This is a genomic window from Enterobacter sp. 2VL (genome assembly GCF_005503595.1).
In the GTDB taxonomy this organism is placed as follows: domain Bacteria; phylum Pseudomonadota; class Gammaproteobacteria; order Enterobacterales; family Enterobacteriaceae; genus Enterobacter; species Enterobacter cancerogenus.
This window is the reverse complement of the sequence record NZ_SCNE01000001.1, coordinates 273,926-297,585: the sequence shown is the minus strand read 5'-3', so window position 1 is coordinate 297,585 and position 23,660 is coordinate 273,926. Positions and strand designations below refer to the sequence as shown.

Genomic DNA, 23,660 nt, shown 5'->3' with positions numbered 1-23,660 from the left:
AAATTAAATGGCGTTGCTATTTTTGAGCGCCGTAATCTCGTCATCGCTATAATTGAGCTCCTTCAGGATCTCAACCGTGTGCTCGCCCAACAGAGGGGCTGATTTAATTTCAGGCGTAAACCCTGAGAATTTCATTGGGCATCCCACCGTCAGATATTTTCCACGCAAAGGTTGCTCAACTTCGACGACGCTGCCGCTCTCTCTTAATGAGGGATCATGCGCGATTTCTTTCATGCTGAGTACCGGGGCACAGGGAATATCAAATGAGGAGAGATAAGCCACGGCTTCATGCTTATCCAGAGTCAATGTATATTTTTCGATAACATCAAAAATCTCGAAAATTTTTGGCTGCCGCGCCTTCGCGGTGTTGTAAGCGTTATCGTCAATCCATTCCGGTTTGCCGATAGCGTTACACGTATTGGCCCAGTTCTGCTCCTGAATGGTAAAATAAATATACGCGTTAGGATCGGTTTCCCATCCTTTGCATTTCAGGATCCATCCAGGCTGACCGCCACCGCCAGCATTCCCTCCGCGAGGAACAGCATCGCCGAACGTTCCATCAGGATATTGCGGATACTCTTCCAGATAGCCCACTTTTTCCAGACGCTGCTGATCGCGCAGTTTTACGCGACAAAGATTAAGAACCGCATCCTGCATCGACATGGTGACGCGCTGGCCGCGGCCCGTTTTTTCCCTGTGCAAAAGCGCGGCAAGCAGCCCAATCAACAGATGCATACCCGTATTACTGTCTCCTAAGGCCGCAGCGCTCACCAGCGGCGGACCATCCCAGAAGCCAGTTGTAGACGCTGCTCCGCCTGCTGCCTGGGCGACATTTTCGTATGCCTTCACATTGACGTAAGGAGAGCATGCGTTGAATCCTTTAATCGAGCCGAAAATAAGTCGTGGGTTAATTTCCTGAATATGTTCCCAGGTGAATCCCATGTGATCGATAGCACCAGGGTGAAAATTTTCGACCAACACATCGGCTTCGCGGATCAATTTTTCCATCACTGCTTTTCCTTCAGCAGTTTTGGTATTTAATTCGAGCGAACGCTTATTACTGTTCAACATCGTAAAATAGAGCGCGTCAATATCCGGGATATCTCGCAGCTGGCGGCGTGTCACATCGCCCACGCCTGGTCGTTCAATTTTAATGACGTCTGCACCAAACCACGCCAGCATTTGCGTACAGGATGGACCAGACTGCACACCGGTAAAATCCAGAATTTTAATACCCTGAAGAGGAGTAGACATGATGATACCTTTACTCAAAAGATGCTATGCGCAGAGACACCGTCCACAGGGTGAGTGCCTCTGCGAGGGAAATAACGTCGGTATTTAGCTCTTCTCCGACATCAAAAAAGATTGGCTAGTCGGCGACAAGCGCAGTGCTGTCCATCACAATGCCGTCCTCTGCCCCTTTCAGCGCCAGGTTGGCTTCATAATACTTATGTTCGGTCAGCAGCTTTTTAGCCTTTACAACAGCACTGCGGGTTTGCTTCAGCGGCATCAGGCAGACGTTCTCCATTACGCTAATACCGGCCAGACGTAGTTCTTCGAACGCGCCTTTTTTGTCACCACTTTCTAGTTTTTTATTGGCTCGCTTGATAGCCTCTTGTTTTTCTGGTGACGCGACGAAATCCTCAGAAATACCCATCGCGGCATCAACGGCCACATAGTTGTCATCTTTTAGGCCTGCTTTTTTATTGGTACGGAAGTATTTTGACCAGTCCGTACTGTCATCGGCCAACAGCGCTGCGGCACGATTTGTCAGTGTTTCAGCTTTATCCGGGTGTCCCTGAAATAAGGCCACGCGGGCTAATTGAATATCGTGAAGTGCGTTCTTTCCCTGAGCGGCAATTTGATCGGCGGCGCGGACCTGCTGTGCAGTTACATTCGTAGCGGAATCAGAAGTTGTCGATTCTGTCGCTGCTGACGCTAGCGCGGGGGCCGCTGCAATCATGGCTGCAACCAGGGTGACCAATGCAAAACGTTTCATAATTGAATTTTCCTTTGATTTAAATATTAAGTGAAACCGAAGTCATATTAGCCTTTGCAAACACGGGTTAATATCAGAGCGACGAGGCCGTTTTGAGCGATGTGGATGACACGTGTAAGAACCAGACGAGGGTGTGTTGCACATTTTCTGATGGGCAACTCACTATGGCATCAATAAAATAACCCTTAACAGTCGCCCTATTAAATTCCATCTCAAAACAAAGGTGTAGTAATGTTGCTTATTGATCGTAATACCCTGAACGGGCTCAATGAAAAGATTCTTGAGAAATATAAAAAAACCGCCTTTAGCCTTGCCTTGCTGCTGCTGGTTTGCGGTATATTATGTTTGTTTTTCCCCTTTTATGCCGGGGTTGCACTCAGTTACTTAACCGGTGTATTACTCGTCGCCTGCGGTATTTTTTCCCTGACCAGCATCTACACCTTCAGAAAAAGTGGAAAACTGGCTATCTTTTGTTTGATTATCTTCGGTCTGATCTATTCAGTTATGGGCGTCGCGGTATTTCTGAGCCCACTCGTCGGAATGAATATACTCTCGGCAACAATATGCTTTGTATTTTTGCTGGCCGGTATATGTCGTCTCTCTGCGGCCTTTAAAAACGCCATCATGGTCGGCCGTTACTGGTGTATGCTGATCGGTTTTTTGGATTTGGTTATTGCTTTCATTTGGCTGGGCGCCAACGAAGACACAACTTTTGTGCTGACATCGGTGTTTATTGGTCTGGAAATGATATCCAGTTCATTTACCTATTTCATTCTTTATAACAAATTTTGGCACCTGCTAAAAAGATCAGCAATTCATTACGCTTAACATGACTTCTATCTTATTGACTATCTAACATCAGGACAAACGCGATGAAAAATATTTGTAAATCATTTCTTGTTATTGCCACGTTCACGACATCGATCGGCATGGCTCATGCAGAGAAACTCAACGAGAATATCCCGCAGGATATGACCTGCAAAGAATTTGTTGATATGAACCCAAAAGCGATGACGCCAGTGGCTTTCTGGATCATTAACAAAGACACACAGTTTAAAGGGGGTGATTACGTTGACTGGCATGAAGTCGATACCACATCCGTGCCCTTGCTGATTAAAATCTGCAAATCTAAACCTGAGTCTAAACTTCAACAATGGATTAATGACATCCGCTAAATTCCGCAGGCCTCATGCGTCATATCGCTGGGGCCTGAAAAGTCATTCGTGGTTCAAACCCTACAAAAATGGCCCCCTCTCTCCACGATACTTTTACAGCATTTGAGTAAAGTAACACTTTACTGTAGCAGGAATAACGAAATGAAAATAATCACTGCCGCCGTGCTCTTTCCGGCTTTTTTTTGCCTTCTGGATCATCTGTGCGCCCCATCAATTGTTCCGGCAAAACTGGCCTATCACTTTGTAAAAACATTATCCGAAATCATCATTCAGCAATGTTAAATTCACATGTGCTGGTTTTATTAAATAGATGATTGCCGTACTGAGAGCATTGCCCGCCGCCTGACCGGATACAACGCCTTCAGATAACAAATTTCTCATTGTTGTCTCCCATCAGCAGGTGGAAAAACAGCATCAGTACCAGCCAGCCGGGGATCATCCAGCTGATGACGATAAAGGTCGGCTCCTGAAACGTGATAGCCCCCAGACGCTCACCGATGAGATGGGCCACCGGCCCGCCCAGGGTCGCCAGCGCGGTCAGCAGCCAGCCCGGCAAGGTGGTGGTGCGGGTGAGTTGCGTCCAGACGCAGGCAAACATCAGCCACAGGGCCATCATCCATAGCGGCATCAGCGATGCACCGGTGAAGGTGATGAGCCCGGTCAGCGCCCAGAGGGTATCAAGCAGCCCGCCCGTGACGGCCAGCACCAGGGCATACCCCCGGTATGATGGCGGCAGCATCAGCCAGGCCAGCACCGCCAGCGCAAACCAGATGACAAGCCCCTGCTCGCGAAACAGCACCACCAGCGTCCAGTAGAGATCAAACCCGATAGCCAGCAGGAACACCTGCCCGTACCGTTTCATACGCGTTCCGCAGTCAGTTGCACCACGCTGATGGTGCGGGCGTTAAACCCGGCTTCACAGTAGCCAAAATAGTACAGCCACATCCGGCGGAAACGTTCATCAAACCCCAGCTTTTCAATCTCCTGCCAGGCGTGAACGAAACGCTGCCGCCAGTGGGCCAGCGTCCGGGCGTAATCGGGGCCCATATCGAAGAGGTTACGTACCACAAAATCGGTATGGCGCGTCATCAGCGCGTTCATGGCGGTAATGCTGGGTAAAAAGCCGCCGGGGAAGATGTAACGCTGAATAAAATCAACGCTTTTGCTGTAGGCGTGATAGCGCTGGTCCTGGATGGTGATGGCCTGAATAGCCATGCGCCCACCCGGGCGCAGACGCGACTGGCAGGTCCGGAAAAAGGTCGGCAGGTACTGCTGTCCGACGGCCTCAATCATCTCAATCGACACCAGCTTATCGTAGACCCCGGTCAGATCGCGGTAATCGCAAAGCAACACCTCGACGCGATCCTGCAACCCCGCCCGGGCGATCCGTTCCGTCGCCCAGTGGTACTGCTCCTGCGACAGGGTGGTGGTGGTCACCCGGCAGCCGTAATGTCGGGCGGCGTATTCCGCCATCGCCCCCCAGCCGGTGCCAATCTCCAGCAGGTGATCGTTCTCACTGAGCGCCAGCTGGTCGCAGAGCCTCGCCATCTTGGCCTGCTGGGCCGCAGTGAGATCCTGCGTATCAGCAGTAAACAGCGCGCTGGAGTACAGCAGCTGCTCATCAAGAAAATGGGCGTAAAAGGAATTGCCGAGATCGTAATGGGCGGCAATATTGTCACGCGCCTGAGCACGCGAGTTGCGCCGCATCCAGTGGCGGAGCCGTTCCACGGGCTTACCGAACAGGCGAAATCCTTTTTCCAGTTGGCCGAGGATCTGGCTGTTAAGGGCGATCAACTCCAGCAGCGGCGTGAGCTGTGACGTCTCCCATTCGCCATCCATCCAGGCTTCCGCCGCGGCGAGGCTGCCACCGGTTAAGATGCGCCAGTACACGCCCGGGGAGAGAACCTGCACCTGGGCGTGGAGCGCGGCAGAAGTATCACCAAACTGGAACGTCTGCGCGCCATCACGCAGCGTCAGCGAGCCGCCGCGTAAGCCCTTCAACAGGCGAAAGAGTAACCAGCGCGCGACGCGAACATTGCGCGGGATATCGGGTTCAAGCACAAAGACGGGATCGCTCATTAGCGTTCACTCCTGCTGAGGGGATGGTTATGCAGCGGCACGCGTTTCAGCCACAACCTGAGCGCCTGCCAGTAAATCGCAAAAACGGTTTTAAGGGTCATCAACGGAATACGCACCAGCAGCGATCGCAACGCCCCGCGCGTTAGCGGCTCCTGGCGCAGCGTCAACGTGGCATCAAACACCCTGGACGCCTGATGGTTTTCAATATGCATGTGCAGCGTCTTGTCCGGGCTGTTGAAGCGCCAGTGGTAGACCATGTCCATCGGGTTGAACGGCGAAACATGAAACGCTTTCACCGTGGGCTGCGCGTCCTGCCCCTCCACCGCGTAGTAATGACGTTCATTCCACGGCGTGTTGCGTACCTCGGCGAGCACCCAACGCAGGGTGTCCTGGGCGTCATAGCAGTAGTAGAAATTGACCGGATTAAAATGGAAGCCGAAATAACGCAGCTGCGTCAGGAGCATGACCCTTCCTGCCGGGCGTTCGCCGGTCAGGCTTTCCAGCCGCAGCAGGACCTGCTCTTTAAGCGGCGTGCCCAGCGGGTAATCCGCATCATAAAACGCCGCTGGCGCAAAGCGGTTTCGCCGCACGCCTACGCTGGGCAGCGCGTCCAGCTCATCCAGATCGAGCCAGGCCATAAAGACGCGGTAGGTAAAGCGATGCGCTGTCGGCTGCAGGCGGCGATGCCGCAATGCGCCGTGGTAAAGGCAGCTGTTCATCTCAGTTCCCCTCGCCCGCAATCGCGTTGACCACGTCCAGCGCGCTGCGCACGCCATCTTCGTGAAAACCGTTGTACCAGTACGCCCCGCAGAACCAGCTTTTCTGCTGCCCGTTTATTTCTCCGCGTCGCGCCTGGGCGCGCCAGCTTTTCGGGTTAAACAGCGGATGCTCATAGACAAAACGGCGCAGGACAAAGCGGTCTTCTACGGGCGTTTCCGGGTTGAGGGTGACGCAAAACAGCGGGCTGCCTGCGGGCAGGCCCTGCAAAATGTTCATGTTGTACGTCACGCAGGCGCTGGCCTGATCCTGTTCGCTCAGGCGATAGTTCCAGCTGGCCCACGCACGCTTACGCACCGGTAGCCAGCGTGGATCGCTGTGAAGCACGACCTCATTACGCTGCCAGCCGATATCCCCCAGCACTTCGCGTTCTGCCTGGGTTGGATCGGCGAGCATCGCCAGCGCCTGGGCGGAGTGACAGGCAAAGATCACCTGATCGAAGGTGTGACTTTCGCCCTCTACCGCAATCTCGACCCCCTGCGGGTGGCGGATAACCTGCTGCACGGGCGCGCTGAGGTGCAGCATCAGGCGGTCTCCCAGTTTCTCCATCATGGCTCGGATGTACTCTCGGGAGCCGCCCGGCACCACGTACCACTGCGGACGATGCGTGACGTCCAGCAGGCCGTGGTGTTCAAAAAAGCGCAAAAAGAGCGGCAGCGGGAAGCGCTTCATCTCCTGCAACGACGAAGACCAGATAGCCGCCCCCATAGGCAGGATGTAGTGACGCGCAAAGAACGGCGTGAAGCCGTGCTGTTGCAGGAAGGTTTGCAGCGTGGCGCGCTCGTCAATCTCCGCCTTAAGCGTCTGTTTTGCCAGCCGGTTAAAGCGTACGATCTCTTTCAGCAGCGTCCAGAACGCAGGGTTAACCAGATTACGGCGCTGGGCAAACAGCGACGTCAAGGTGTGACCGTTGTACTCCAGCCCACTCTGCGGGTTGTGCACCGAAAAACTCATCTGCGTTTTTTGCCCGCTGATGCCCAGTTCACTGAGCAGCCCCATAAAGCGCGAATAGGTGCGGTCGTTGTAGACGATAAAGCCGGTATCGATGGCATACGTGCCCTGGGGCGTGTCGATATCCACCGTCGCGGTATGACCACCAGGTGTGGGCTGCGCTTCAAACAATGTCACCTGATGGTGCCCGGCGAGCCGCCAGGCGCAGGTTAACCCGGCAATGCCGCTGCCGATAATCGCGATGTTCATGGTCGCACCATCCTGCGCAACAGCACGCGTTGAAGAATGTCCGGCAGGCCGGAGAGCAGGCGCAGCACCAGGCTAAAGCCGGCGGGAAACGCGATATGATCCTTCTCTTTTTCCAGCCCGTGGCGGATGGCTTTTACCGCCGCGTCCACGTTTACCCGCCCCGGCATTGAGAAATCGTTTTTACGGGTCAGCGGCGTATCGACAAAACCAGGCGAAACAACCGTGACGGCAATGCCTTTGGGTTCCCAGTCGAGACGCAGCGTATTGGCAAACCAGGTCAATGCGGCTTTGGAAGCGCCATAGGCTTCGGCGCGCGGGAAGTGCAGCCAGTGCGCCATGGAGCTGACCAGCACCACGCGGTTGCCGGAGACCAGCTGCGTTTGCAGCGCAGCCAGGCAGTTCACCGGCCCCATGAAATTGGTGGTCATCACCCGCTCGACCAGCGCGGCATCCACCACGCCATTATCAAGATATTCGCAGGTACCGGCGCAGAGGATCATCGTATCGGCAGCGCAGCCCTGCAGCGCCTGGAGACAGGCTTCCCTGTCGGTCATGTCGAACAGGCGAATCGTGATATTGGGGCTGTGCTGTTGCAACGACGCCAGACGCGCTGGATCGCGCCCGCAGGCAATCACCCGGTAGCCGTCATCGGCGTAGGATGTCGCAAGCCCAGCCCCAATGCCCGAACTTGCGCCGGTAATCAGGACCGTTTTCATGATTTCACTCTCCGCTTAACGCCGCGTACGGCCCAGCCGAGTACGGGCAGATGCTCATAAATCATCTCTCCCGCATCGTAGTAATCGCGCTGGCGAATAATGCGATCGTTGTGCATGTTCACCACGGAACACCCCGGCAGATGACGCAACGCCCCACCCGCAATGCGCGGGTGCGACCAGTGCATAACCCAGGTGACCACAAAGCGGTCGCCCTGCTGTAACGGCGCATCGACGGTAAATCGGCACTCCTGAACGTTGGCCAGCAGATGGGTGAAGTAGCGCTGAAGCGCCAACAGCCCGTGGTGTTCGCCAAAGGGATCGACGAGCGTGGCATCGGAATGATAAATCTCCGCCAGCGCCGACGGTGGCTGGATATCCAGCGCGACGTAATAGTTAACGAAGCGACTGATAACGGTTGGCAACGTGCTCATGGGACACATCCTGGGTATTAATAACGTAGCGTAATCACATAATTTAAACTTACACAATTAACGTTATTTGTCCAAGTTTGTGCACAACTATTTATTTTACCTTTTTCTTTTCAACAAGATAAAAGCATCCCTCAAGTTCAGGTTTTCAGCCAAAATTAGACGGCATCGTCACGCCCATATTTTTTTAGGGATAACCTTAAGGAAAATATCCCTTTTCTCTTCCAGACTTATCCTTTTAATTCATAAGGATGTCATGCGATGAAAAGGTTACTGATGGCGCTCTTTGCCAGCCCGGAATCCCTTCTGCAGGTAATTAGTCACCAGGAGATTATCGAAGCCGTAGAGGATGGCGACCGCATCATCATCGATCAGGACGGAAACGCCTCGGTGAACTACAAAAGTAACGAGGTACGGCAGGACTTTCTGCGCCATGTCAACGCGCTGAAGAGGGCCTGAAATGGGAACGGCAATATTCATGGTGTTGATGGTCTGTGGGTACTGGTACACCAGTCGCGATCTCTCAACGCGTTTCAAAATTAAGCGTTCGTTCGGCTGGGATGTCTATTTTCTCGTTGCGCTGTATGGCTGTATTTTCGTTCTTCAGGGGGTGATTGCCACCGGCCTGCTCTGGCTGATACTGCTGGCCCTCTCGGCCGCAGACAACAAGTTCCACTTCACTGCGGATAAATATTCCGACTGGCAAATTGATTTTATGAACTGGAGTTTCCTGGGGATCCAGGCTCCGGTGGTGGTGATGCTGGCATTCGCCATACTGTTCTGTCTGTACCGTTCTAACTGGGCGGGCAGCGCCAGGCTGGACGGTGACGGCAGGAAAAAACTCTACAAGCGCCTGGCGCAGTCCAGCGGCATCGAACAGGTACTGTATCAGTGCATGGAGCAAGGGGAACTGGCGCAGGTGGCGCTGAGATCGCGGCGGATTTATATCGGCATGATCCACACCGCCACGCTGGAGTATGAAAAGACGGCCAATATCGTACTCATCCCGATGCTGAGCGGCTACCGCGACGAAAAAACGATGAACCTGCGCATCGAAAATAACTACAGCAGATGGTACGACGAGCACGGCATTACGCTTGATTCCGATCCGCGCAGCGCCATGGACTTCCGCAAGGTGATTATGCTCAACCAGATTGAGAGCATTTCGTTATTTGACCCCGCCAGTGCCAGCGCGCTGGAGATGGCTCAGGAGGAGAACGCCGACCGCTAGCCGCCCCCGTAGCGGCGCCCAACGTTTTACATACTGTCGCAAGGACAAAGCGTGTAAACTACGTTTAGTAGATAAATTCAGGGGGGAATATGGTTGTTAAGCGCTTAAGAAAAGAAGATCGACGCGTTCAGTTACTGGAGGTTGCACGCGGCATTGTTCGTCAGCAAGGCACCGAAGCGCTCACGCTGGGCTATCTGGCCGAGCGGGCGAACGTCACCAAACCGATTCCCTACGATCACTTTGGCGATCGTGAGGGATTGTTGATGGCGCTTTACCAGGATTTCAGCGATCGACAGCTCAAAAAATTCCGCGAGACGCTGGACAGGGACAATAAAACGCTCGCTGACACCCTTCGTTTTTTCAGTGCGGCCTATATCGACTGCGCCATCAGCGCCGGGCCGGAAACTGGCCCAATAGCGGCTGCCCTGTCCGGGTCCCGCGCGCTGCAAGATTTTCGCGAAGCCTGCGTTGCCGACTGTGCAGACTGCCTGCGAACCGCGCTTGCGCCGTTCATCACCTTAAAGGGAGTACGGGGCGAAGCAGCGCTGACGGCGATTATCGGTGCGGCGGACGCGCTCAGCACCGCAGCCGGTAACGGGGTTCTGGCGCGTAACGTCGCCGAAGAGATGCTCAACGGCGCGATGTCTGGTGTACTGGATACCTACGTCGATAGCACAAAATGAGCGGATGGGCAGATTGACAACTAAGTTACCAATAGTAAGATAAAACCTCACTCACTCCCCCTTGTGAGGTGGCTATGTCTGCTACAACCGCAATAAATACTGCGCTGATCGTTACGGCTCACCCGGTCAAAAACGCCCTAAACCATTCCCTCTCGGCGCGTATTGCCGCGACCCTGCGTGAGCAAGGTGTGCAGGTAGAGATAGCCGATCTTCATGCGGAAGGCTTTTCTCCGGTGATGTCCGGTGCCGATCTTGACCTGTATCACGGCGACGCCAATGCGCTTCCCGCAGAGATCCTGCGTGAACAGCAGCGGGTTGATCGGGCAGACATGCTGGTCTTCGTCTTCCCCATCTACTGGTGGTCCGTTCCCGGTATCCTGAAAGGCTGGTTTGATCGGGTACTTACCCTGAACTGGGCGTACAAAGTGGCAGCGGATAGCCGGATCCAGGGCAATTTACGCGACGTGCCGGTTCGCCTTATTGCTACCGCCGGTAGCGACCTTGCCGGGTTCGATAAACACGGTTACACCAACGCGATGCAGGCCCAGATCGTTGACGGCGTTTTCGGCTTCTGCGGCCTTAAAAACGTGAAGCTTGATATTCTTTATCAGGCCGATACCGCAACGCCGCAGCAGGTTGAGGATTTCCTGCAAACGCTCGGTCATATTCATTAAGCATCACACTTTACCAGTGGCGTAATCGGCACACGTTATGCGTCAATTACGCCCCGCTCAACGCAGCGTGATCGGTTATTTTTTCCAGGCCGCTTTTCAGTTGTTCGATAACCTCCTCCACCTCCATACCCATTTGCGCATGAATAATGGCCCCGTCGATGAGTATCATAATTTCATTAAGCATTTGCGCATCGGTAATATGGGTTAACGCGGCAATATTGGCTTTTGTTTCTTGTTTATGGCTGCGGCATATTTCTTTTATCTCGCGTTCAATCTCTTCTGATTTCGCCTCTGCGCTGGCGTTGATAAACGCACAGCCGTGGAAGTCGGGCGACATAAACCAGGCCTGAAGCGTTGCGGATAAGGCCTGCGTTGGTGTTTGACCCTCCGCCAGATGCCGACGTAACGCGGTGACGAAGTCGTTCATCCATAATTCATGGCGGTAATTCAGATAGGCCAGAATAAGTAAACTTTTACTCGGAAAATGGCGATAAAACGTCACTTTAGTGACGTGTGCCTGCTTAATGATGGTATCCACGCCCGTTGCTTTAAACCCTGTGGAATAAAACAGGTCATGCGCGGTAAGCACTATTTTATCCCTGACGCTCATTTTCTCGTCTTTATTTTTGATGGATGTTTTCATCCAATTCCGTCCTCAAATGATGTATTGACAGCATTATTTTTCAGGCATAGATTAACGGAAGTAGACAGACCTGTCTACCTAATATCAACCTGAGGTATGACTATGAATACGCGCCCACCGTTACCGCCATTTACCCGTGAAACGGCCATTGAAAAAGTGAGGCTGGCAGAGGATGGCTGGAACAGCCGCGACCCGGCAAAAGTCGCCCTTGCCTACTCGCTGGATACGAAATGGCGAAACCGCGCAGAATTCGCCACCAACCGTGAAGAAGCGCAGGCTTTTCTGGACCGCAAATGGAAGAAGGAGCTGGATTATCGGCTGATCAAAGAGCTGTGGGCATTTACGGATAACCGGATTGCCGTGCGCTATGCCTATGAATGGCATGATGATTCAGGCAACTGGTTCCGTTCTTATGGCAATGAGAACTGGGAGTTTGATAAGGATGGTCTGATGACGCGCCGTTTCGCCTGCGTTAATGACATGCCCATCAAAGAATCGGAGCGGCTGTACCACTGGCCGCTGGGCAGACGCCCTGACGACCATCCCTCTTTAAGCGATCTTGGGTTATAGGAAATCGGGTGTTACCTGAAGGTGTGGCCCTTAATCAAAGTCCCACTCAGGTAACACAATTAACCCCTATGAAGCCGACTTGGGCCGCAGGTTTTCGTCAAACACCAGCCGCTTGCGCCCCTCTTCCACTTCACGCAGCGGCTCTACCTGATGCATCGTGTGTTTGCAGCGCTCCACCAGAACCTGATATTCACGGGTGCCCTGCTTTTTCCATGCCATTTCCTGCTCGCTGAGCTGGCGTATCGCTTTGGCCGGGCTGCCAATAATCAGATAATTGGCAGGCATGTCGGCTTTGGCTTTCACAAACGCCGCCGCGCCAACGATGCTGTTTTCACCGATGATCGCGCCGTCCATCACCACGGCATTCATCCCCACCAGCGCGTTTCGGCGGATCACGCAGCCGTGCAGGATCGCGCTGTGGCCGATATGCCCGTCCTCCTCAACAACCGTGTCCTGTTCCGGGAACCCGTGCATCACGCAGTTATCCTGAATGTTCGCACCCTCTTTAATGACGATACGACCAAAATCCCCGCGCAGGCTGGCGTTAGGGCCAACGTATACGCCTTTGCCGAGGATCACGTCACCAATCAGCACCGCCGTCGGGTGAACGTAGCTCTCTTCGGGCACGACCGGCGTCAGGCCGTCAATTTGATAAACAGGCATACTGTCTCCTTAAACGCTATGCAGACCACCAAAGCGCTGGTAATAGAGCGTGCCGGGCACGGGCAGTTCACCCACGGACGTTTCGCCCTTGTCGGTGACGAACGCCTGCGCTCCCGGCGCGACGCGCTGGTAGATGTTGATACAGAGCTGTCGCGCGTTTTGCCCCGCCCAGTGCGCCGGAAGTAACTCCTCGGGCAGCAGCGGATCTTTAAGCACGACGCGACGGTAGAAATGGATAAGTAGCAGCTGGATCTGGAAGCAGCGCTCGGGAGTGAGATCTTCCGGCGCGGCCTCTTTCAACAGCGGCAGCAGCGGACGAAACGAGTCGATAAACGTCTCGTACATCGCGTTTTGTTCAGTAAGCTGCCAGCACTCCTCAACCCGCGCACGCAGCGCGGCACGGGAGAGCGCCAGCGGGGAGTGGGCCTCAAAGAAGATGACGTTTTCCGCCACGCCCGCGTCGTGCAGAAGCGACTGCACGTCCGCCAGATGCTGTGACGGCGACGCCATCAGGCTGGGAGCCAGGGTGCCAAACCCCTGCCAGATGAGCTGCTTTTTGACGTCGGCGAGCGTGGTTTTATCCAGCCCTTCCGACAGCAGCAGCAGCCATTTGCCATCCCAGGCGGGCAGTTCGGCGCGGTAGATTTTATTCTCCGCGCGGCGCGTCAGACGCAGCCCTTTGTCGCTCAGGCGGTAAAAGCTGCGACGGCCAATGCGCGAAACGTCCAGCCAGCCCTCTTTATTGAGGCGGAACAGCGCGGTGCGCACAAAACGTTCGCCAAACCCCATCCCCTCCAGCAGGGCTGCCAGGCTTCCGAGCCAGATTTCGCCGCCGCGATGGGACAGCGCATCGCCGTATAACGAAGAGATAAGCGATGTCCCGCTGATGGGTACTGAGCTGACGGCGTGCTGGATAAAGGCATCAAGTTTATTCATGTGATTCATTCTGGTGAGGTTTTTTTTATGGATGAATCATAGCATACGAATGAGGGGGTGTACCCTCACCCTAACCCTATCCCAAAGGGAGAGGGTACGTAAGACTCCCTCTCCCTTTGGGAGAGGGCTGGGGTAAGGGGGAATAAATCTCAACCGTTCGCCGCCACCTTACGCAAATCAAACACCCGGCACGCCTTGCCTTCCGAGCGTGGGATGCTGCCGCAGTTAACAATCGTCACGTCGGTCGAGATCCCCACCATCGATTTGATGCGGTGGCGCAGCTGGTGGCACACCTGGCAGCGCTGTTCGTGGGTCAGGGTTAAGCTGCTCTCTTTTAGCTCCACCTTCACAGAAAGTGAATCAAGATGCCCGCGGCGGTTCACCTCCAGCTGGTAATGCGGAGAGAGATGTTCGAACTTAACGATCTCCTCTTCCAGCTGAGACGGGAAGACGTTCACGCCGCGGATGATCAGCATGTCGTCGCTGCGCCCGCTGATGCGATCCATGCGGCGCATGGTGCGCGCGGTGCCGGGCAGCAGACGCGTCAGATCGCGGGTGCGGTAGCGGATCACCGGCAGCGCCTCTTTGGTCAGCGTGGTGAACAGCAGTTCGCCCTGCTGGCCGTCGGCGAGCGGCGTCCCGTCATTCGGGTTGACGATTTCCGGATAGAAATGATCTTCCCAGATGGTCGGGCCATCGGCCGTTTCCAGACATTCCATCGCCACGCCCGGCCCCATGACTTCGGACAAACCGTAGATATCCAGCGCGGTGATACCCAGACGTTTTTCGATCTCGCGGCGCATCGCCTGGGTCCAGGGCTCTGCACCAAACACGCCGACACGCAGGGAGCAGCGGCTGGCGTCCCCGCCCATCTGGCGCTCCAGCTCTTCGATCAGATTCAGGCAATAGGAAGGCGTCACCATGATCATATCCGGCTGAAAATCGCGGATCAGCTGCGCCTGTTTCTCGGTCTGGCCGCCGGACATCGGGATCACCGTCGCCCCCAGGCGCTCAGCGCCGTAATGCGCGCCCAGCCCGCCGGTAAACAGGCCATAGCCATACGCCACGTGAATCTTGTCTTTCGCACTGCCCCCGGCGGCACGCAGAGAGCGGGCCACGATATTGGCCCAGTTATCGATGTCGTTCTGGGTATAGCCCACTACGGTTGGCTTGCCGGTGGTGCCGGACGAGGCGTGAATACGCACCACCTGCTCCATCGGCACGGCAAAGGTGTCGAACGGATAGTTATCGCGCAGATCCTGCTTGGTGGTGCACGGGAATTTGCAGATATCCGCCAGTTCGTTGAAATCGTCAGGGTGAACGCCCGCCGCGTCAAACTTGCGTTTGTACATCGGGACGTTGCTGTAGGCGTGATGCAGCGTCCACTTCAGGCGCTCGGTTTGCAGGGCCTGCAGCTCGTCGAGGGAGGCGGTTTCGATCGGATCAAGCATTGTTGTATTTGTCATTGTAGGGTACTCACAGTGTGATTGCTCAAACACGCTCAAGGATCATGGCAATGCCCTGACCCACACCGATACACATCGTGCACAGGGCATAGCGCCCGCCGCGTCGGTGTAATTCATTGCTGGCTGCCAGCGCCAGTCGCGCGCCGCTCATGCCCAGCGGATGGCCTAAGGCAATCGCCCCGCCGTTCGGGTTGACGTGCGCGGCATCGTCCGGCAAACCGAGCTGGCGCAATACGCCCAGCGCCTGCGACGCAAAGGCTTCGTTAAGCTCGATCACGTCCATATCGGTAATACTGAGACCGGCGCGCTCCAGCACTTTACGCGTGGCGGGTACCGGACCCAGCCCCATCAGACGCGGCTCAACGCCTGCGCTCGCCATCGCCACGATTCGCGTACGCGGCACCAGCCCCTGGGCAAGCGCCATAGGTTCGCTGGCGATAATCAGCGCCGCCGCCCCGTCGTTCACGCCGGAGGCATTCCCCGCCGTGACCACGCCGTTTTTGCGAAACGGGGTTTTCAGGGCCGCAAGCTGTTCTGCGGTGGTGTCTGCCCGCGGATGCTCGTCGACCGAAACGTCTGTCACCGCGCCCTTTTTACCGGCAACCGTGACCGGCACAATCTCCTGCGCCAGAACGCCGTTTTCCTGGGCCCGCGCGGTACGCTGCTGGCTGCGCAGTGCAAAAGCGTCCTGATCGGCACGGCTGATATTTAACAATTCAGCTACATTCTCTGCCGTTTCCGGCATGCTGTCAGTACCAAATTGCTGATGCATGAGCGGGTTCACAAACCGCCAGCCAATCGTGGTATCGAACATTTCTGCCTGGCGCTGAAAGGCGGAGGTCGCCTTGCCCATCACAAACGGCGCACGCGACATGGACTCCACGCCGCCGGCCAGGAGCAGATCGCCATCACCGGCTTTAATGGCCCGCGCCGCAAAGCCAATCGCGTCCAGCCCTGAGCCGCACAGGCGGTTGATGGTGGTGCCGGATACCGTCTGCGGCAGGCCCGCCAGCAGCGCCGCCATGCGCGCCACGTTGCGGTTATCTTCCCCCGCCTGGTTGGCGCAGCCGAAAATCACGTCATCAATACGCTCCGCGTCCAGTTGCGGGTAGCGAGCCAGCAGCGCACGCAGCGGCACGGCACCCAGATCGTCAGCGCGAACGCCGGATAACGCCCCGCCGTAGCGGCCAATTGGCGTACGAACACCATCACAAATAAATGCTTCGCGCATCAGGCTTCTCCTGTGACACTGCCGCCAATGCGGTGAGATTTCCCGCGAAAGAGAGCGACGGTTTTCTGTTGCTGATTCTGAATTTCAATGTCGTATACGCCGGTCAGTTTGCCCTGATGCTTCACCCGCGCGGTGGCGGTCAGCCTGTCTCCGGCAAACCCCGGACGCAGAAAGTCAATTGCGCAGCCGGAGGCCACCGCTGCCAGCCCCTGGCTGTTGCAGGCGTAGGCAAACGCGGTGTCGGCCAGGGAGAACAACTGTCCGCCGTGACAGGTTTTATGCCCGTTCAGCATCTGCGGGGTGATGGTCATGGTGACTTTCGCGTAACCCTCGTCCATCTCGATAATGTCGATCCCCAGCGCCTGTGCGCAGGCGTCCTGTTCATACATAGTGCGGGCGTTGTGCCAGGCGTTATGACTCATAGCTACTCTCCAGAAGCGCACGCTGGCGCAGCAGGGAACAGGGGCGATAGCGTTCCTCGCCGTAATGTCGTTGCAGGTTTTCCAGCAGCGCCAGCAGACGCTGCCAGCCAAGGCGTTCCCCCCAGGCGATTGGGCCGCTCGGGTAATTGACGCCAAGCCGCATGGCGGTATCGATATCTTTCTCGCTGGCGACGCCCTTTTGCAGAGCATCCAGCGCCTCGTTGGCAATCATCGCCACCGTACGCCAGACCAGCAGCCCGGGATAATCGGCAATTTGCACGACCCGATGGCCCTGCTGTTGCAGATAAAAGATCGCTTTTTGCGTGGCAGAGTGCGGATTGCTGGCGGCGACGGCGATAACCGCCACATCCCGTTCGATACGGTCCACCACGACGACCGGGCCGTTATGGCGTACCGCCAGCGACTGCGCGGTTTCGCCCCGGGTTTCAATCAGCAGGACCTCATCAATTTGCGTGACACCGTCACTTTTTCGCTGCACGCTCATCGGGCTGTAGCTGTCGCTCACCGGCGCAAGCCACGGCACGTGTGGTTTATCGCCCTGCCAGTCATATACGCCCTTCCCGCTTTTTTTGCCGAGACGCCCGGCCAGCACCAGCTCCTGCTGCACCAGCGACGGCAGAAAACGGCGCTCCTGCCAGAAGGCGTTGAACACCGAGCAGGTGACCGCGAAGTTAACGTCCTGACCGATCATGTCGGTTAGCTCCAGCGGCCCCATCGGGAAGCCGCCGCCTTCGCGCAGCGCAGCGTCAATCACCTCTGGCGCAGCGACCTGCTCTTCCAGCGCGCGCCAGGCTTCGGAATAGAAGGGTCGCGCCACGCGGTTGACGATAAAGCCCGGCGTCGACTGGCAGCGCACCGGCTGTTTTCCCCAGTTCAGCGCCAGCTCGCACAGGGCGTCAGCCACTTCCGTCGAGGTCGCCAGGCCGCTCACCACCTCCACTAGCTTCATCACCGGCGCGGGGTTGAAGAAGTGCAGCCCTGCCACACGCTCGGGATGCGCGATCTCCGCCGCAATGGCGGTAACGGAAATGGACGACGTGTTGCTGGTCAGTAACGTCTGCGGGGGGCAAATGTCCGCCAGCGTCGCAAACAGCGCCTTTTTCACCTCCAGCCGTTCGGACGCGGCCTCAATCACCAGATCCGCCGCGGCAAGCGCGTTAATGTCGGTGACGGGGGTCAGCCGTGCCAGAATGTTGTCGCAGTCGTCTGCGGACACCTTCCCGCGCGCTACCCGCGAAATCAGGCGCTGGTGAATACCGTCGATAGCGCGTGATATGGCCTCGGCGTTGATATCGTAAATCAGGACCTGATGACCATGGCTCGCCGCCACTTCAGCAATCCCCGCGCCCATGGTGCCGCTGCCAATCACAGCGACGGTGTGAAGCGTCGTCACCATCTTATTTCCCCGTAAAGTTTGGCGTGCGCTTCGCCAGAAACGCGCTGACGCCTTCGCGGTAATCATCGCTGCGCCCGGCCAGGCGCTGGTAATCCCGCTCCAGATCGAGCTGGGCATCGAGGGTGTTGGTTTCGGCGGCGTTCATTGCCTGCTTGATCAGCCCCAGGCCAAAGGTCGGCTGCGAGGCAAAGTGCAGCGCAAGCTGCTGCGCCGTGGCGGAGAGTTGTTCATCGTCGACCACCTGCCAGATCATTCCCCACACCAGCGCCTGTTCGGCGCTGAGTTTGTCACCGAGCAGCGCCAGCCCCATCGCCCGGGCGCGTCCGGCGATACGCGGCAGCAGCCAGGTGCCGCCGCAGTCGGGCACTAAACCGAGCTTACTAAACGCCATCACAAAATTGGCCGAGCGCGCGGCGATCACCATGTCGCAACCGAGTGCCAGCGTAGCGCCCGCCCCGGCCGCCACGCCGTTGACCGCGCAAATTACCGGCTTCGGCAGTTTCGCCAGACGGCGAACCAGCGGGTTATAGAAGGTTTCCACCGACATCCCGAGATCCGGCGCCGGGCCGTTAGGGTCCACGTTACGGTCATTCAGGTCCTGTCCCGCGCAGAAACCGCGTCCTGCCCCGGTGATCAGCAGGCAGCGGATAGTCTCGTCACGCTCGGCCTGCTTCAGGCAGTCGGAAAGCTGCCGGTGCATCACGTCGTTAAAGCTGTTCAACCGCTCCGGACGGTTCAGCGTAATGGTCATCACGCCTTGCTCAATCTGACTTAAAATACATTCCACAATTAACGTCCTTTGAAGTCGGGTGTGCGTTTTTGTAGGAAGGCGTCGATGCCCTCGCGGCGGTCCTCGGTGGCTGAGAGCAGCGTGAACAGCTGCCGCTCCTGCGCCAGTCCGGCCTGCAGCGGCACTTCGTAAGACTGACGCAGCGCCTGCTTCGCTGCCTGCAGGGCTAGCGGTGCGTGGCGCGCCATCAGCGCCGCCTGTTTCAGGGCATACTCCAGCGTCAGCGAGGCCGGGAACACATCGCTGACCAGCCCGGCGCGCTGCGCCTGCTCTGCAGAGAGGCTTTCGCCGGTCAGCACCATTTTGCTGGCGAGGGATTTGCCGACACAGCGAATAAGGCGCTGGGTACCGCCCGCGCCCGGCATGATGCCGAGGGTGATCTCCGGCAGCCCGAAACGGGCGTTATCCCCGGCGATCACCACGTCGCAGAGCAGCGCGAGTTCACATCCCGCCCCCAGCGCAAAGCCGTTAACGGCGGCAATTAGCGGTTTATTGAAGGCGTTAATCCGCGCCCACAGCTGCGGACGGATGTCGTTCAGGGTGGCGGAGAGATCGTTTTCCGCCATTTCGTTGAGATCTGCCCCGGCGGCGAAGCAGCGTTCGTTGCCGGCGATCACGCAGGCGGAGATATCGCCATCAACCGCAGCGCTTTCCAGCGCGTCGGCGATTTGCCTTAACAGGGCGTTATTCAGCGCATTACGCGCCGCCGGGCGGTTCAGCGTCAGCTGGAGCACGCGGCCATGACGGGTGACAATCAGTTCGCTCATGCCATCCCCTTCGCATCAAAATCGACCACCACGTCGGCGGTTAACGGCAGCGCCTGACAGCTCAGTACGTAGCCTGCCGCCAGTTCATCCGGCTCCAGGCTGTAGTTGGTTGCCATGTCCACTTTTCCGCGCAGCACCTTGCATTTACAGGTGGCACAGACGCCGCCCTTGCAGGCGTAGGGCAAATCTGCCCCCTGGCGCAGCGCGGCATCAAGAATGCTCTCATCGTCCGCCGTCAGGGTTATCTCGCGGTCGCGTCCATCCTGACGAACGGTGACTTTCTGGCCTTCCGTCTGCACGCTCAGGGTACGTTTGATCGCGGAGCCCGGCGTATTAAAGCGTTCAAGGTGGATGGATTGCTCCGGCATCCCCAGCGCTTTCAGGGCCGCTTCGGCATCATCCATCATTGACGACGGGCCGCAGATAAAGGCTTCGTCATACTGGCGGAAGTTGATCAGGGTTTTTGCCAGCGCCTGCAGCTTTTCGCCGTCGATGCGCCCGTGCAGCAGATCGCTGTCGAGCGTCTCCTGGCTAAAGATGGACACCAGCTGCAGCCGCTGCGGATATTTGTCCTTCAGGTCTGCCAGGGCGCTGCGGAACATCATGGTCTGGCTGCTGCGGTTGCCGTAAATCAGGGTGAAGTGGCTATTGGGTTCGGTGACAAGGGTGGCGGAGATAATCGCCAGCATTGGGGTAATGCCCGACCCGGCGGCAATCGCCAGATAGTGCCCCTGACGTTCGGCCTGCGGCTGGTAGCCAAATTGCCCCTGGGGCACCATCACCTCCAGCGCCATACCCTGCTTGATTTCGTCGCGGGCATAGCGGGAGAAGCGCCCGCCCTCTATGGCTTTCACCGCCACGCTGATTTCACCCGGCGCGGCATGTAGGCAAATCGAGTAGCAGCGGCGCAGTTCATCGCCGCCAAGGGTTGCCTTCAGCGTCAGATGCTGACCGGGACGAAAGCGATACGCGTCCTGCAACGCGTCCGGCACCGCAAAGGTGATGGTGACCGCGTCGCGGGTTTCAGGTTCTACTTTTGCCACTGTTAAGGAGTGAAACGTTGTCATGGCAGCCTCAAATACATTTGAAATAATCGAAAGGCTCACGGCAGGTATTGCAGCGGTAGAGCGCTTTGCAGGCCGTGGATCCAAATTCACTGATAAGCGAGGTGTCGGTGCTCGCACAGCGCGGGCAGCTCACCTCAGCAGGCGCATGGGCATGGCAGCTGTGGCCGACGGGTGGGCTGATGCCATATTCCCGCAGGCGTTCACGGGCATCCGCCGTCATCCAGTCGGTCGTCCACGCAGGTTCAAGCTGGAGCACGACATGCACCGGGGTAAAGCCGCTCGCGGTCATCGCTTCACGGATCGCCCCCAGCAGGTGTTCCGTTGCCGGGCAGCCCGAATAGGTCGGCGTAAAACCAATGACCCAGCCCTCGCCCTGCGCCTTTACGCTGCGCACCATGCCTAAATCGGTGATGGTGAGCACCGGAACTTCGGGGTCCGGGATCTGGCTTAACAGCGCCCAGATTTGCGGGATTTGTGCCGGTGCGATGTCGACGAGGCGTTGCATAGCGCTCTCCTTTACCACTGCTGACCGGGGTAGACGCGCTGGAGATACTGCATCTCCGCCAGCATCGGCCCCAGATGTTCGGTATGCAGGCCACGTTTGCCCCCCGTGCGGTACGCCGCTTCATCGGGGACGCTCAGGGTGGCTTGCTTTAAACCCGCGAACACTTCACGTTCCCACGGCTCGCGCAGGGTGCGCGGATCAACCGCCACGCCGGAGGCGATCAGCGCCAGCTCAACGTCGTCGGCGTCGAACAGCTCCGCCGTAAAGCGCCACAGGCTGTTCACCGCCTGCTGCATTTTTTGCGAGGAGAGCGCCGTGCCGTCGCCCAGACGCACCAGCCAGCCGCGGCTAAAGCGCAGGTGATAGCGCACTTCTTTGATCGCTTTGGCGGCAATGGCGGCCAGCCGGGCGTCGCTGCTGTGGATCAGGCGTTCGTATAGCGCCACGTTCCACGCGTCCATCAGGTACTGGCGGACAAGGGTGTCAGCGAAGCTGCCGTTCGGCTGCTCCACCAGCAGGAGATTGCAAAACTGGCGTTCATCGCGACCAAACGCCAGCGAATCTTCATCGCCCTGGCCTTCCCGCTCGGCGGCGTAGGTCAGAAAGTTGCGCGCCTGACCCAGCAGGTCGAGGCCGATATTCGCCAGCGCGAGGTCAATTTCCAGCTCCGGCGCGTGACCGCACCAGGCGCCAAGACGCTGGGACAACACCAGACCGTTGTCGCCCAAACGCAGGGCGTATGCAGATACGTTATTCATCCCCAACCTCACATATGCTCGATGCCATCAGGGATGGTGTAAAACGTCGGATGGCGATAGACCTTGCTCTCGGCCGGATCGAAAAATTCACCGCTCTCTTCGGGCTGAGAGGCAATAATTTCGCTGGCCTTCACCACCCAGATGGAGCAGCCTTCGCTCCGGCGGGTATAGGCATCGCGGGCGTTTTCCAGCGCCATGCGCTCATCGGCGGCATGCAGGCTGCCCACGTGACGATGGGATAATCCTTGTTTGCTGCGTACGAACACTTCGTACAGCGGCCAGTAGACATTGCTCATGATGTTTCCTCTTACGCTGCGCTGCGCGCGTGTTGTTTTTCTGCGTGCGCCAGGGCGGCTTCGCGCACCCAGGCGCCGTCGTCCCAGGCTTTACGTTTTGCGGCCAGACGCTCGTGGTTACAGATCCCGCGCCCGTTAATCACCTCGTCAAATTCCTGCCAGTCGATCTCACCAAAGCGGTAGTGGCCGCTCTGTTCATCGAAATGCAGATCGGCGTCCGGCACCGTCATGCCCAGCATCTCCACCTGCGGGACGGTGTTATCCACAAAACGCTGGCGCAGTTCATCGTTGCCGAAACGTTTGATTTTCCAGGCCAGGCTGCGGGCGCTGTTTGGGGAGTTATCATCGTTTGGCCCGAACATCATCAGCGCGGGCCACCAGAACCGGTTAATGGCGTCCTGCAACATCTGGCGCTGCGATTCGCTGCCCTGTGCCAGCGCCATGCAGGCTTCAAAGCCCTGACGCTGGTGGAAGCTCTCTTCTTTACAGATTTTCACCATCGCCCGGGCATACGGCCCGTACGAGGTACGGCAGAGCGCCACCTGGTTGACGATGGCCGCGCCGTCCACCAGCCAGCCAATTACTCCGATGTCGGCCCAGCTCAGGGTGGGGTAGTTGAAGATCGAGGAGTATTTCATCTTGCCATCGAGCATCTTCTGGTAGATGTCCTCCCGCGCACAGCCCAGCGTTTCCGCCGCGCTGTAGAGGTACAGCCCGTGCCCGGCTTCGTCCTGCACCTTCGCCAGCAGAATGGCTTTGCGGCGCAACGTCGGCGCGCGGGTGATCCAGTTCCCCTCCGGCAGCATGCCGACGATTTCGGAGTGCGCGTGCTGACCAATCTGGCGGATCAGCGTTTTGCGGTAGGCGTCAGGCATCCAGTCCTGTGGCTCGATGGCTGTCTCCTGCGCTATGCGCTGCTCAAAGCGTTGTTCTTGCGTCACGTCATCACCTTATGATTCGTAAATTTATTTAAAAAGGCAAAATGATGAATCACTTCGTTTCATAAAAGTTACACAAAGGTTAAATATAACCCCAAGATGTGTTTGTTTATTTTGTGACATGGCTCGCAAGGCTTTTCAAATAAGGCCTGTCAGCGGGCGTTTAAAGCGCCTCCTCTCCTTCTGCCAGATCACAATGTTAACAATTCTTTAAAACTCATCTTGATTT

At 57.0% G+C, this 23,660-nt stretch carries 30 protein-coding genes; 8 read left to right on the top strand and 22 right to left on the bottom strand.

The genetic code is table 11. The annotated features are described in order from the left end of the window. Positions 1-3: 3 nt before the first annotated feature. Together frc and FFS28_RS01505 are read right to left on the bottom strand one after the other, a co-directional pair. A complete protein-coding gene (gene frc, locus FFS28_RS01510; RefSeq protein WP_137848551.1) occupies positions 4-1,254 on the bottom strand; it encodes a formyl-CoA transferase in 1,251 nt (416 codons plus the stop codon). Positions 1,255-1,369: 115 nt separating this feature from the next. Then, positions 1,370-1,999, bottom strand: a complete 630-nt coding sequence (locus tag FFS28_RS01505) for a YfdX family protein (RefSeq protein WP_137848550.1) — start codon at positions 1,997-1,999, stop codon at positions 1,370-1,372. Positions 2,000-2,230: 231 nt separating this feature from the next. Here FFS28_RS01505 and FFS28_RS01500 point away from each other — a divergent pair, with 231 nt between their 5' ends. The 3 genes from FFS28_RS01500 to FFS28_RS21650 all read left to right on the top strand — a co-directional run bounded on the left by FFS28_RS01500 (position 2,231) and on the right by FFS28_RS21650 (position 3,456). Continuing rightward, entirely contained in the window at positions 2,231-2,827 is a 597-nt protein-coding gene (locus FFS28_RS01500; RefSeq protein WP_088207328.1) for a DUF308 domain-containing protein, read from the top strand. Positions 2,828-2,871: 44 nt separating this feature from the next. After that, the gene (hdeB, locus tag FFS28_RS21850; protein WP_102890816.1) at positions 2,872-3,174 is read left to right on the top strand and encodes an acid-activated periplasmic chaperone HdeB; all 303 of its coding nucleotides are present in this window, start codon (positions 2,872-2,874) and stop codon (positions 3,172-3,174) included. A 141-nt stretch (positions 3,175-3,315) separates the two neighbouring features. Continuing rightward, complete coding sequence (locus tag FFS28_RS21650) at positions 3,316-3,456, top strand: hypothetical protein (protein WP_153681594.1); 141 nt, start codon at positions 3,316-3,318, stop codon at positions 3,454-3,456. 79 nt (positions 3,457-3,535) lie between these two features. Here the strand turns inward: FFS28_RS21650 and FFS28_RS01490 are convergent, their stop codons facing one another. From FFS28_RS01490 to FFS28_RS01465, 6 genes are read right to left on the bottom strand one after another with little or no spacing between them, the layout of a single operon-like run. Next, positions 3,536-4,036, bottom strand: coding sequence for a DUF2878 domain-containing protein (locus FFS28_RS01490; RefSeq protein WP_137848549.1), 501 nt, complete (start codon positions 4,034-4,036; stop codon positions 3,536-3,538). Further along, entirely contained in the window at positions 4,033-5,253 is a 1,221-nt protein-coding gene (locus FFS28_RS01485; protein WP_006175092.1) for an SAM-dependent methyltransferase, read from the bottom strand. The genes FFS28_RS01490 and FFS28_RS01485 overlap by 4 nt, the downstream gene beginning before the upstream one ends. Beyond that, positions 5,253-5,972 (bottom strand): DUF1365 domain-containing protein, encoded by a 720-nt coding sequence (locus FFS28_RS01480; protein WP_137848548.1) that lies wholly within the window; start codon positions 5,970-5,972, stop codon positions 5,253-5,255. Before FFS28_RS01480 ends, FFS28_RS01485 begins: the two co-directional genes overlap by 1 nt. A 1-nt stretch (position 5,973) precedes the next feature. Then, positions 5,974-7,230: an NAD(P)/FAD-dependent oxidoreductase gene (locus FFS28_RS01475; RefSeq protein WP_137848547.1), complete on the bottom strand. Its 1,257-nt coding sequence runs from the start codon at positions 7,228-7,230 to the stop codon at positions 5,974-5,976. Next, positions 7,227-7,946 carry an SDR family NAD(P)-dependent oxidoreductase gene (locus FFS28_RS01470; RefSeq protein WP_137848546.1) on the bottom strand — a complete coding sequence of 240 codons (720 nt, stop codon included), beginning with the start codon at positions 7,944-7,946 and terminating at the stop codon, positions 7,227-7,229. The genes FFS28_RS01475 and FFS28_RS01470 overlap by 4 nt, the downstream gene beginning before the upstream one ends. After that, entirely contained in the window at positions 7,943-8,377 is a 435-nt protein-coding gene (locus FFS28_RS01465; RefSeq protein WP_137848545.1) for a nuclear transport factor 2 family protein, read from the bottom strand. Before FFS28_RS01465 ends, FFS28_RS01470 begins: the two co-directional genes overlap by 4 nt. A 258-nt stretch (positions 8,378-8,635) precedes the next feature. On the opposite strand from FFS28_RS01465, the gene FFS28_RS01460 reads away from it, so the two are divergent. The 4 genes from FFS28_RS01460 to FFS28_RS01445 all read left to right on the top strand — a co-directional run bounded on the left by FFS28_RS01460 (position 8,636) and on the right by FFS28_RS01445 (position 10,962). Next, on the top strand, positions 8,636-8,833 hold the full coding sequence (locus tag FFS28_RS01460; protein ID WP_006175081.1) for a hypothetical protein: 198 nt from the start codon (positions 8,636-8,638) through the stop codon (positions 8,831-8,833). Position 8,834: 1 nt separating this feature from the next. Beyond that, positions 8,835-9,605 (top strand): hypothetical protein, encoded by a 771-nt coding sequence (locus FFS28_RS01455; RefSeq protein ID WP_137848544.1) that lies wholly within the window; start codon positions 8,835-8,837, stop codon positions 9,603-9,605. Positions 9,606-9,694: 89 nt separating this feature from the next. Beyond that, entirely contained in the window at positions 9,695-10,288 is a 594-nt protein-coding gene (locus tag FFS28_RS01450; RefSeq protein WP_137848543.1) for a TetR/AcrR family transcriptional regulator, read from the top strand. A gap of 74 nt (positions 10,289-10,362) precedes the next feature. Further along, entirely contained in the window at positions 10,363-10,962 is a 600-nt protein-coding gene (locus tag FFS28_RS01445) for an NAD(P)H-dependent oxidoreductase (RefSeq protein WP_137848542.1), read from the top strand. Positions 10,963-11,008: 46 nt separating this feature from the next. Here FFS28_RS01445 and FFS28_RS01440 read toward each other — a convergent pair whose 3' ends face one another. Continuing rightward, on the bottom strand, positions 11,009-11,605 hold the full coding sequence (locus tag FFS28_RS01440; protein ID WP_137848541.1) for a TetR/AcrR family transcriptional regulator: 597 nt from the start codon (positions 11,603-11,605) through the stop codon (positions 11,009-11,011). Positions 11,606-11,707: 102 nt separating this feature from the next. On the opposite strand from FFS28_RS01440, the gene FFS28_RS01435 reads away from it, so the two are divergent. Further along, a complete protein-coding gene (locus FFS28_RS01435) occupies positions 11,708-12,175 on the top strand; it encodes a nuclear transport factor 2 family protein (RefSeq protein ID WP_072208737.1) in 468 nt (155 codons plus the stop codon). A 66-nt stretch (positions 12,176-12,241) separates the two neighbouring features. Here the strand turns inward: FFS28_RS01435 and paaY are convergent, their stop codons facing one another. From paaY to paaA, 13 genes are all read right to left on the bottom strand, one after another. Further along, a complete protein-coding gene (gene paaY, locus FFS28_RS01430) occupies positions 12,242-12,838 on the bottom strand; it encodes a phenylacetic acid degradation protein PaaY (RefSeq protein WP_137848540.1) in 597 nt (198 codons plus the stop codon). Between the two features lie 9 nt (positions 12,839-12,847). Continuing rightward, on the bottom strand, positions 12,848-13,783 hold the full coding sequence (paaX, locus tag FFS28_RS01425; RefSeq protein ID WP_137848539.1) for a phenylacetic acid degradation operon negative regulatory protein PaaX: 936 nt from the start codon (positions 13,781-13,783) through the stop codon (positions 12,848-12,850). Between the two features lie 140 nt (positions 13,784-13,923). Next, positions 13,924-15,240 (bottom strand): phenylacetate--CoA ligase PaaK, encoded by a 1,317-nt coding sequence (gene paaK, locus FFS28_RS01420; RefSeq protein ID WP_042319744.1) that lies wholly within the window; start codon positions 15,238-15,240, stop codon positions 13,924-13,926. A gap of 25 nt (positions 15,241-15,265) precedes the next feature. Next, positions 15,266-16,471 carry a 3-oxoadipyl-CoA thiolase gene (gene pcaF, locus FFS28_RS01415; protein WP_088207338.1) on the bottom strand — a complete coding sequence of 402 codons (1,206 nt, stop codon included), beginning with the start codon at positions 16,469-16,471 and terminating at the stop codon, positions 15,266-15,268. Next, positions 16,471-16,893, bottom strand: coding sequence for a hydroxyphenylacetyl-CoA thioesterase PaaI (paaI, locus tag FFS28_RS01410; RefSeq protein WP_006175071.1), 423 nt, complete (start codon positions 16,891-16,893; stop codon positions 16,471-16,473). Before paaI ends, pcaF begins: the two co-directional genes overlap by 1 nt. Then, complete coding sequence (gene paaH / locus FFS28_RS01405) at positions 16,883-18,310, bottom strand: 3-hydroxyacyl-CoA dehydrogenase PaaH (RefSeq protein WP_137848538.1); 1,428 nt, start codon at positions 18,308-18,310, stop codon at positions 16,883-16,885. Before paaH ends, paaI begins: the two co-directional genes overlap by 11 nt. A gap of 1 nt (position 18,311) precedes the next feature. Next, positions 18,312-19,100, bottom strand: coding sequence for a 2-(1,2-epoxy-1,2-dihydrophenyl)acetyl-CoA isomerase PaaG (gene paaG / locus FFS28_RS01400; RefSeq protein WP_137848537.1), 789 nt, complete (start codon positions 19,098-19,100; stop codon positions 18,312-18,314). After that, complete coding sequence (paaF, locus tag FFS28_RS01395) at positions 19,100-19,867, bottom strand: 2,3-dehydroadipyl-CoA hydratase PaaF (protein ID WP_006175068.1); 768 nt, start codon at positions 19,865-19,867, stop codon at positions 19,100-19,102. The genes paaG and paaF overlap by 1 nt, the downstream gene beginning before the upstream one ends. Next, positions 19,864-20,934, bottom strand: coding sequence for a 1,2-phenylacetyl-CoA epoxidase subunit PaaE (gene paaE, locus FFS28_RS01390; protein WP_137848536.1), 1,071 nt, complete (start codon positions 20,932-20,934; stop codon positions 19,864-19,866). The genes paaF and paaE overlap by 4 nt, the downstream gene beginning before the upstream one ends. A gap of 7 nt (positions 20,935-20,941) precedes the next feature. Further along, on the bottom strand, positions 20,942-21,439 hold the full coding sequence (paaD, locus tag FFS28_RS01385) for a 1,2-phenylacetyl-CoA epoxidase subunit PaaD (RefSeq protein WP_137848535.1): 498 nt from the start codon (positions 21,437-21,439) through the stop codon (positions 20,942-20,944). Positions 21,440-21,450: 11 nt separating this feature from the next. After that, the gene (gene paaC / locus FFS28_RS01380; protein ID WP_102890804.1) at positions 21,451-22,197 is read right to left on the bottom strand and encodes a 1,2-phenylacetyl-CoA epoxidase subunit PaaC; all 747 of its coding nucleotides are present in this window, start codon (positions 22,195-22,197) and stop codon (positions 21,451-21,453) included. 8 nt (positions 22,198-22,205) lie between these two features. After that, positions 22,206-22,493, bottom strand: coding sequence for a 1,2-phenylacetyl-CoA epoxidase subunit PaaB (gene paaB / locus FFS28_RS01375; RefSeq protein WP_137848534.1), 288 nt, complete (start codon positions 22,491-22,493; stop codon positions 22,206-22,208). A gap of 11 nt (positions 22,494-22,504) precedes the next feature. Then, positions 22,505-23,434 (bottom strand): 1,2-phenylacetyl-CoA epoxidase subunit PaaA, encoded by a 930-nt coding sequence (gene paaA, locus FFS28_RS01370; protein WP_006175063.1) that lies wholly within the window; start codon positions 23,432-23,434, stop codon positions 22,505-22,507. Positions 23,435-23,660: the final 226 nt, after the last annotated feature.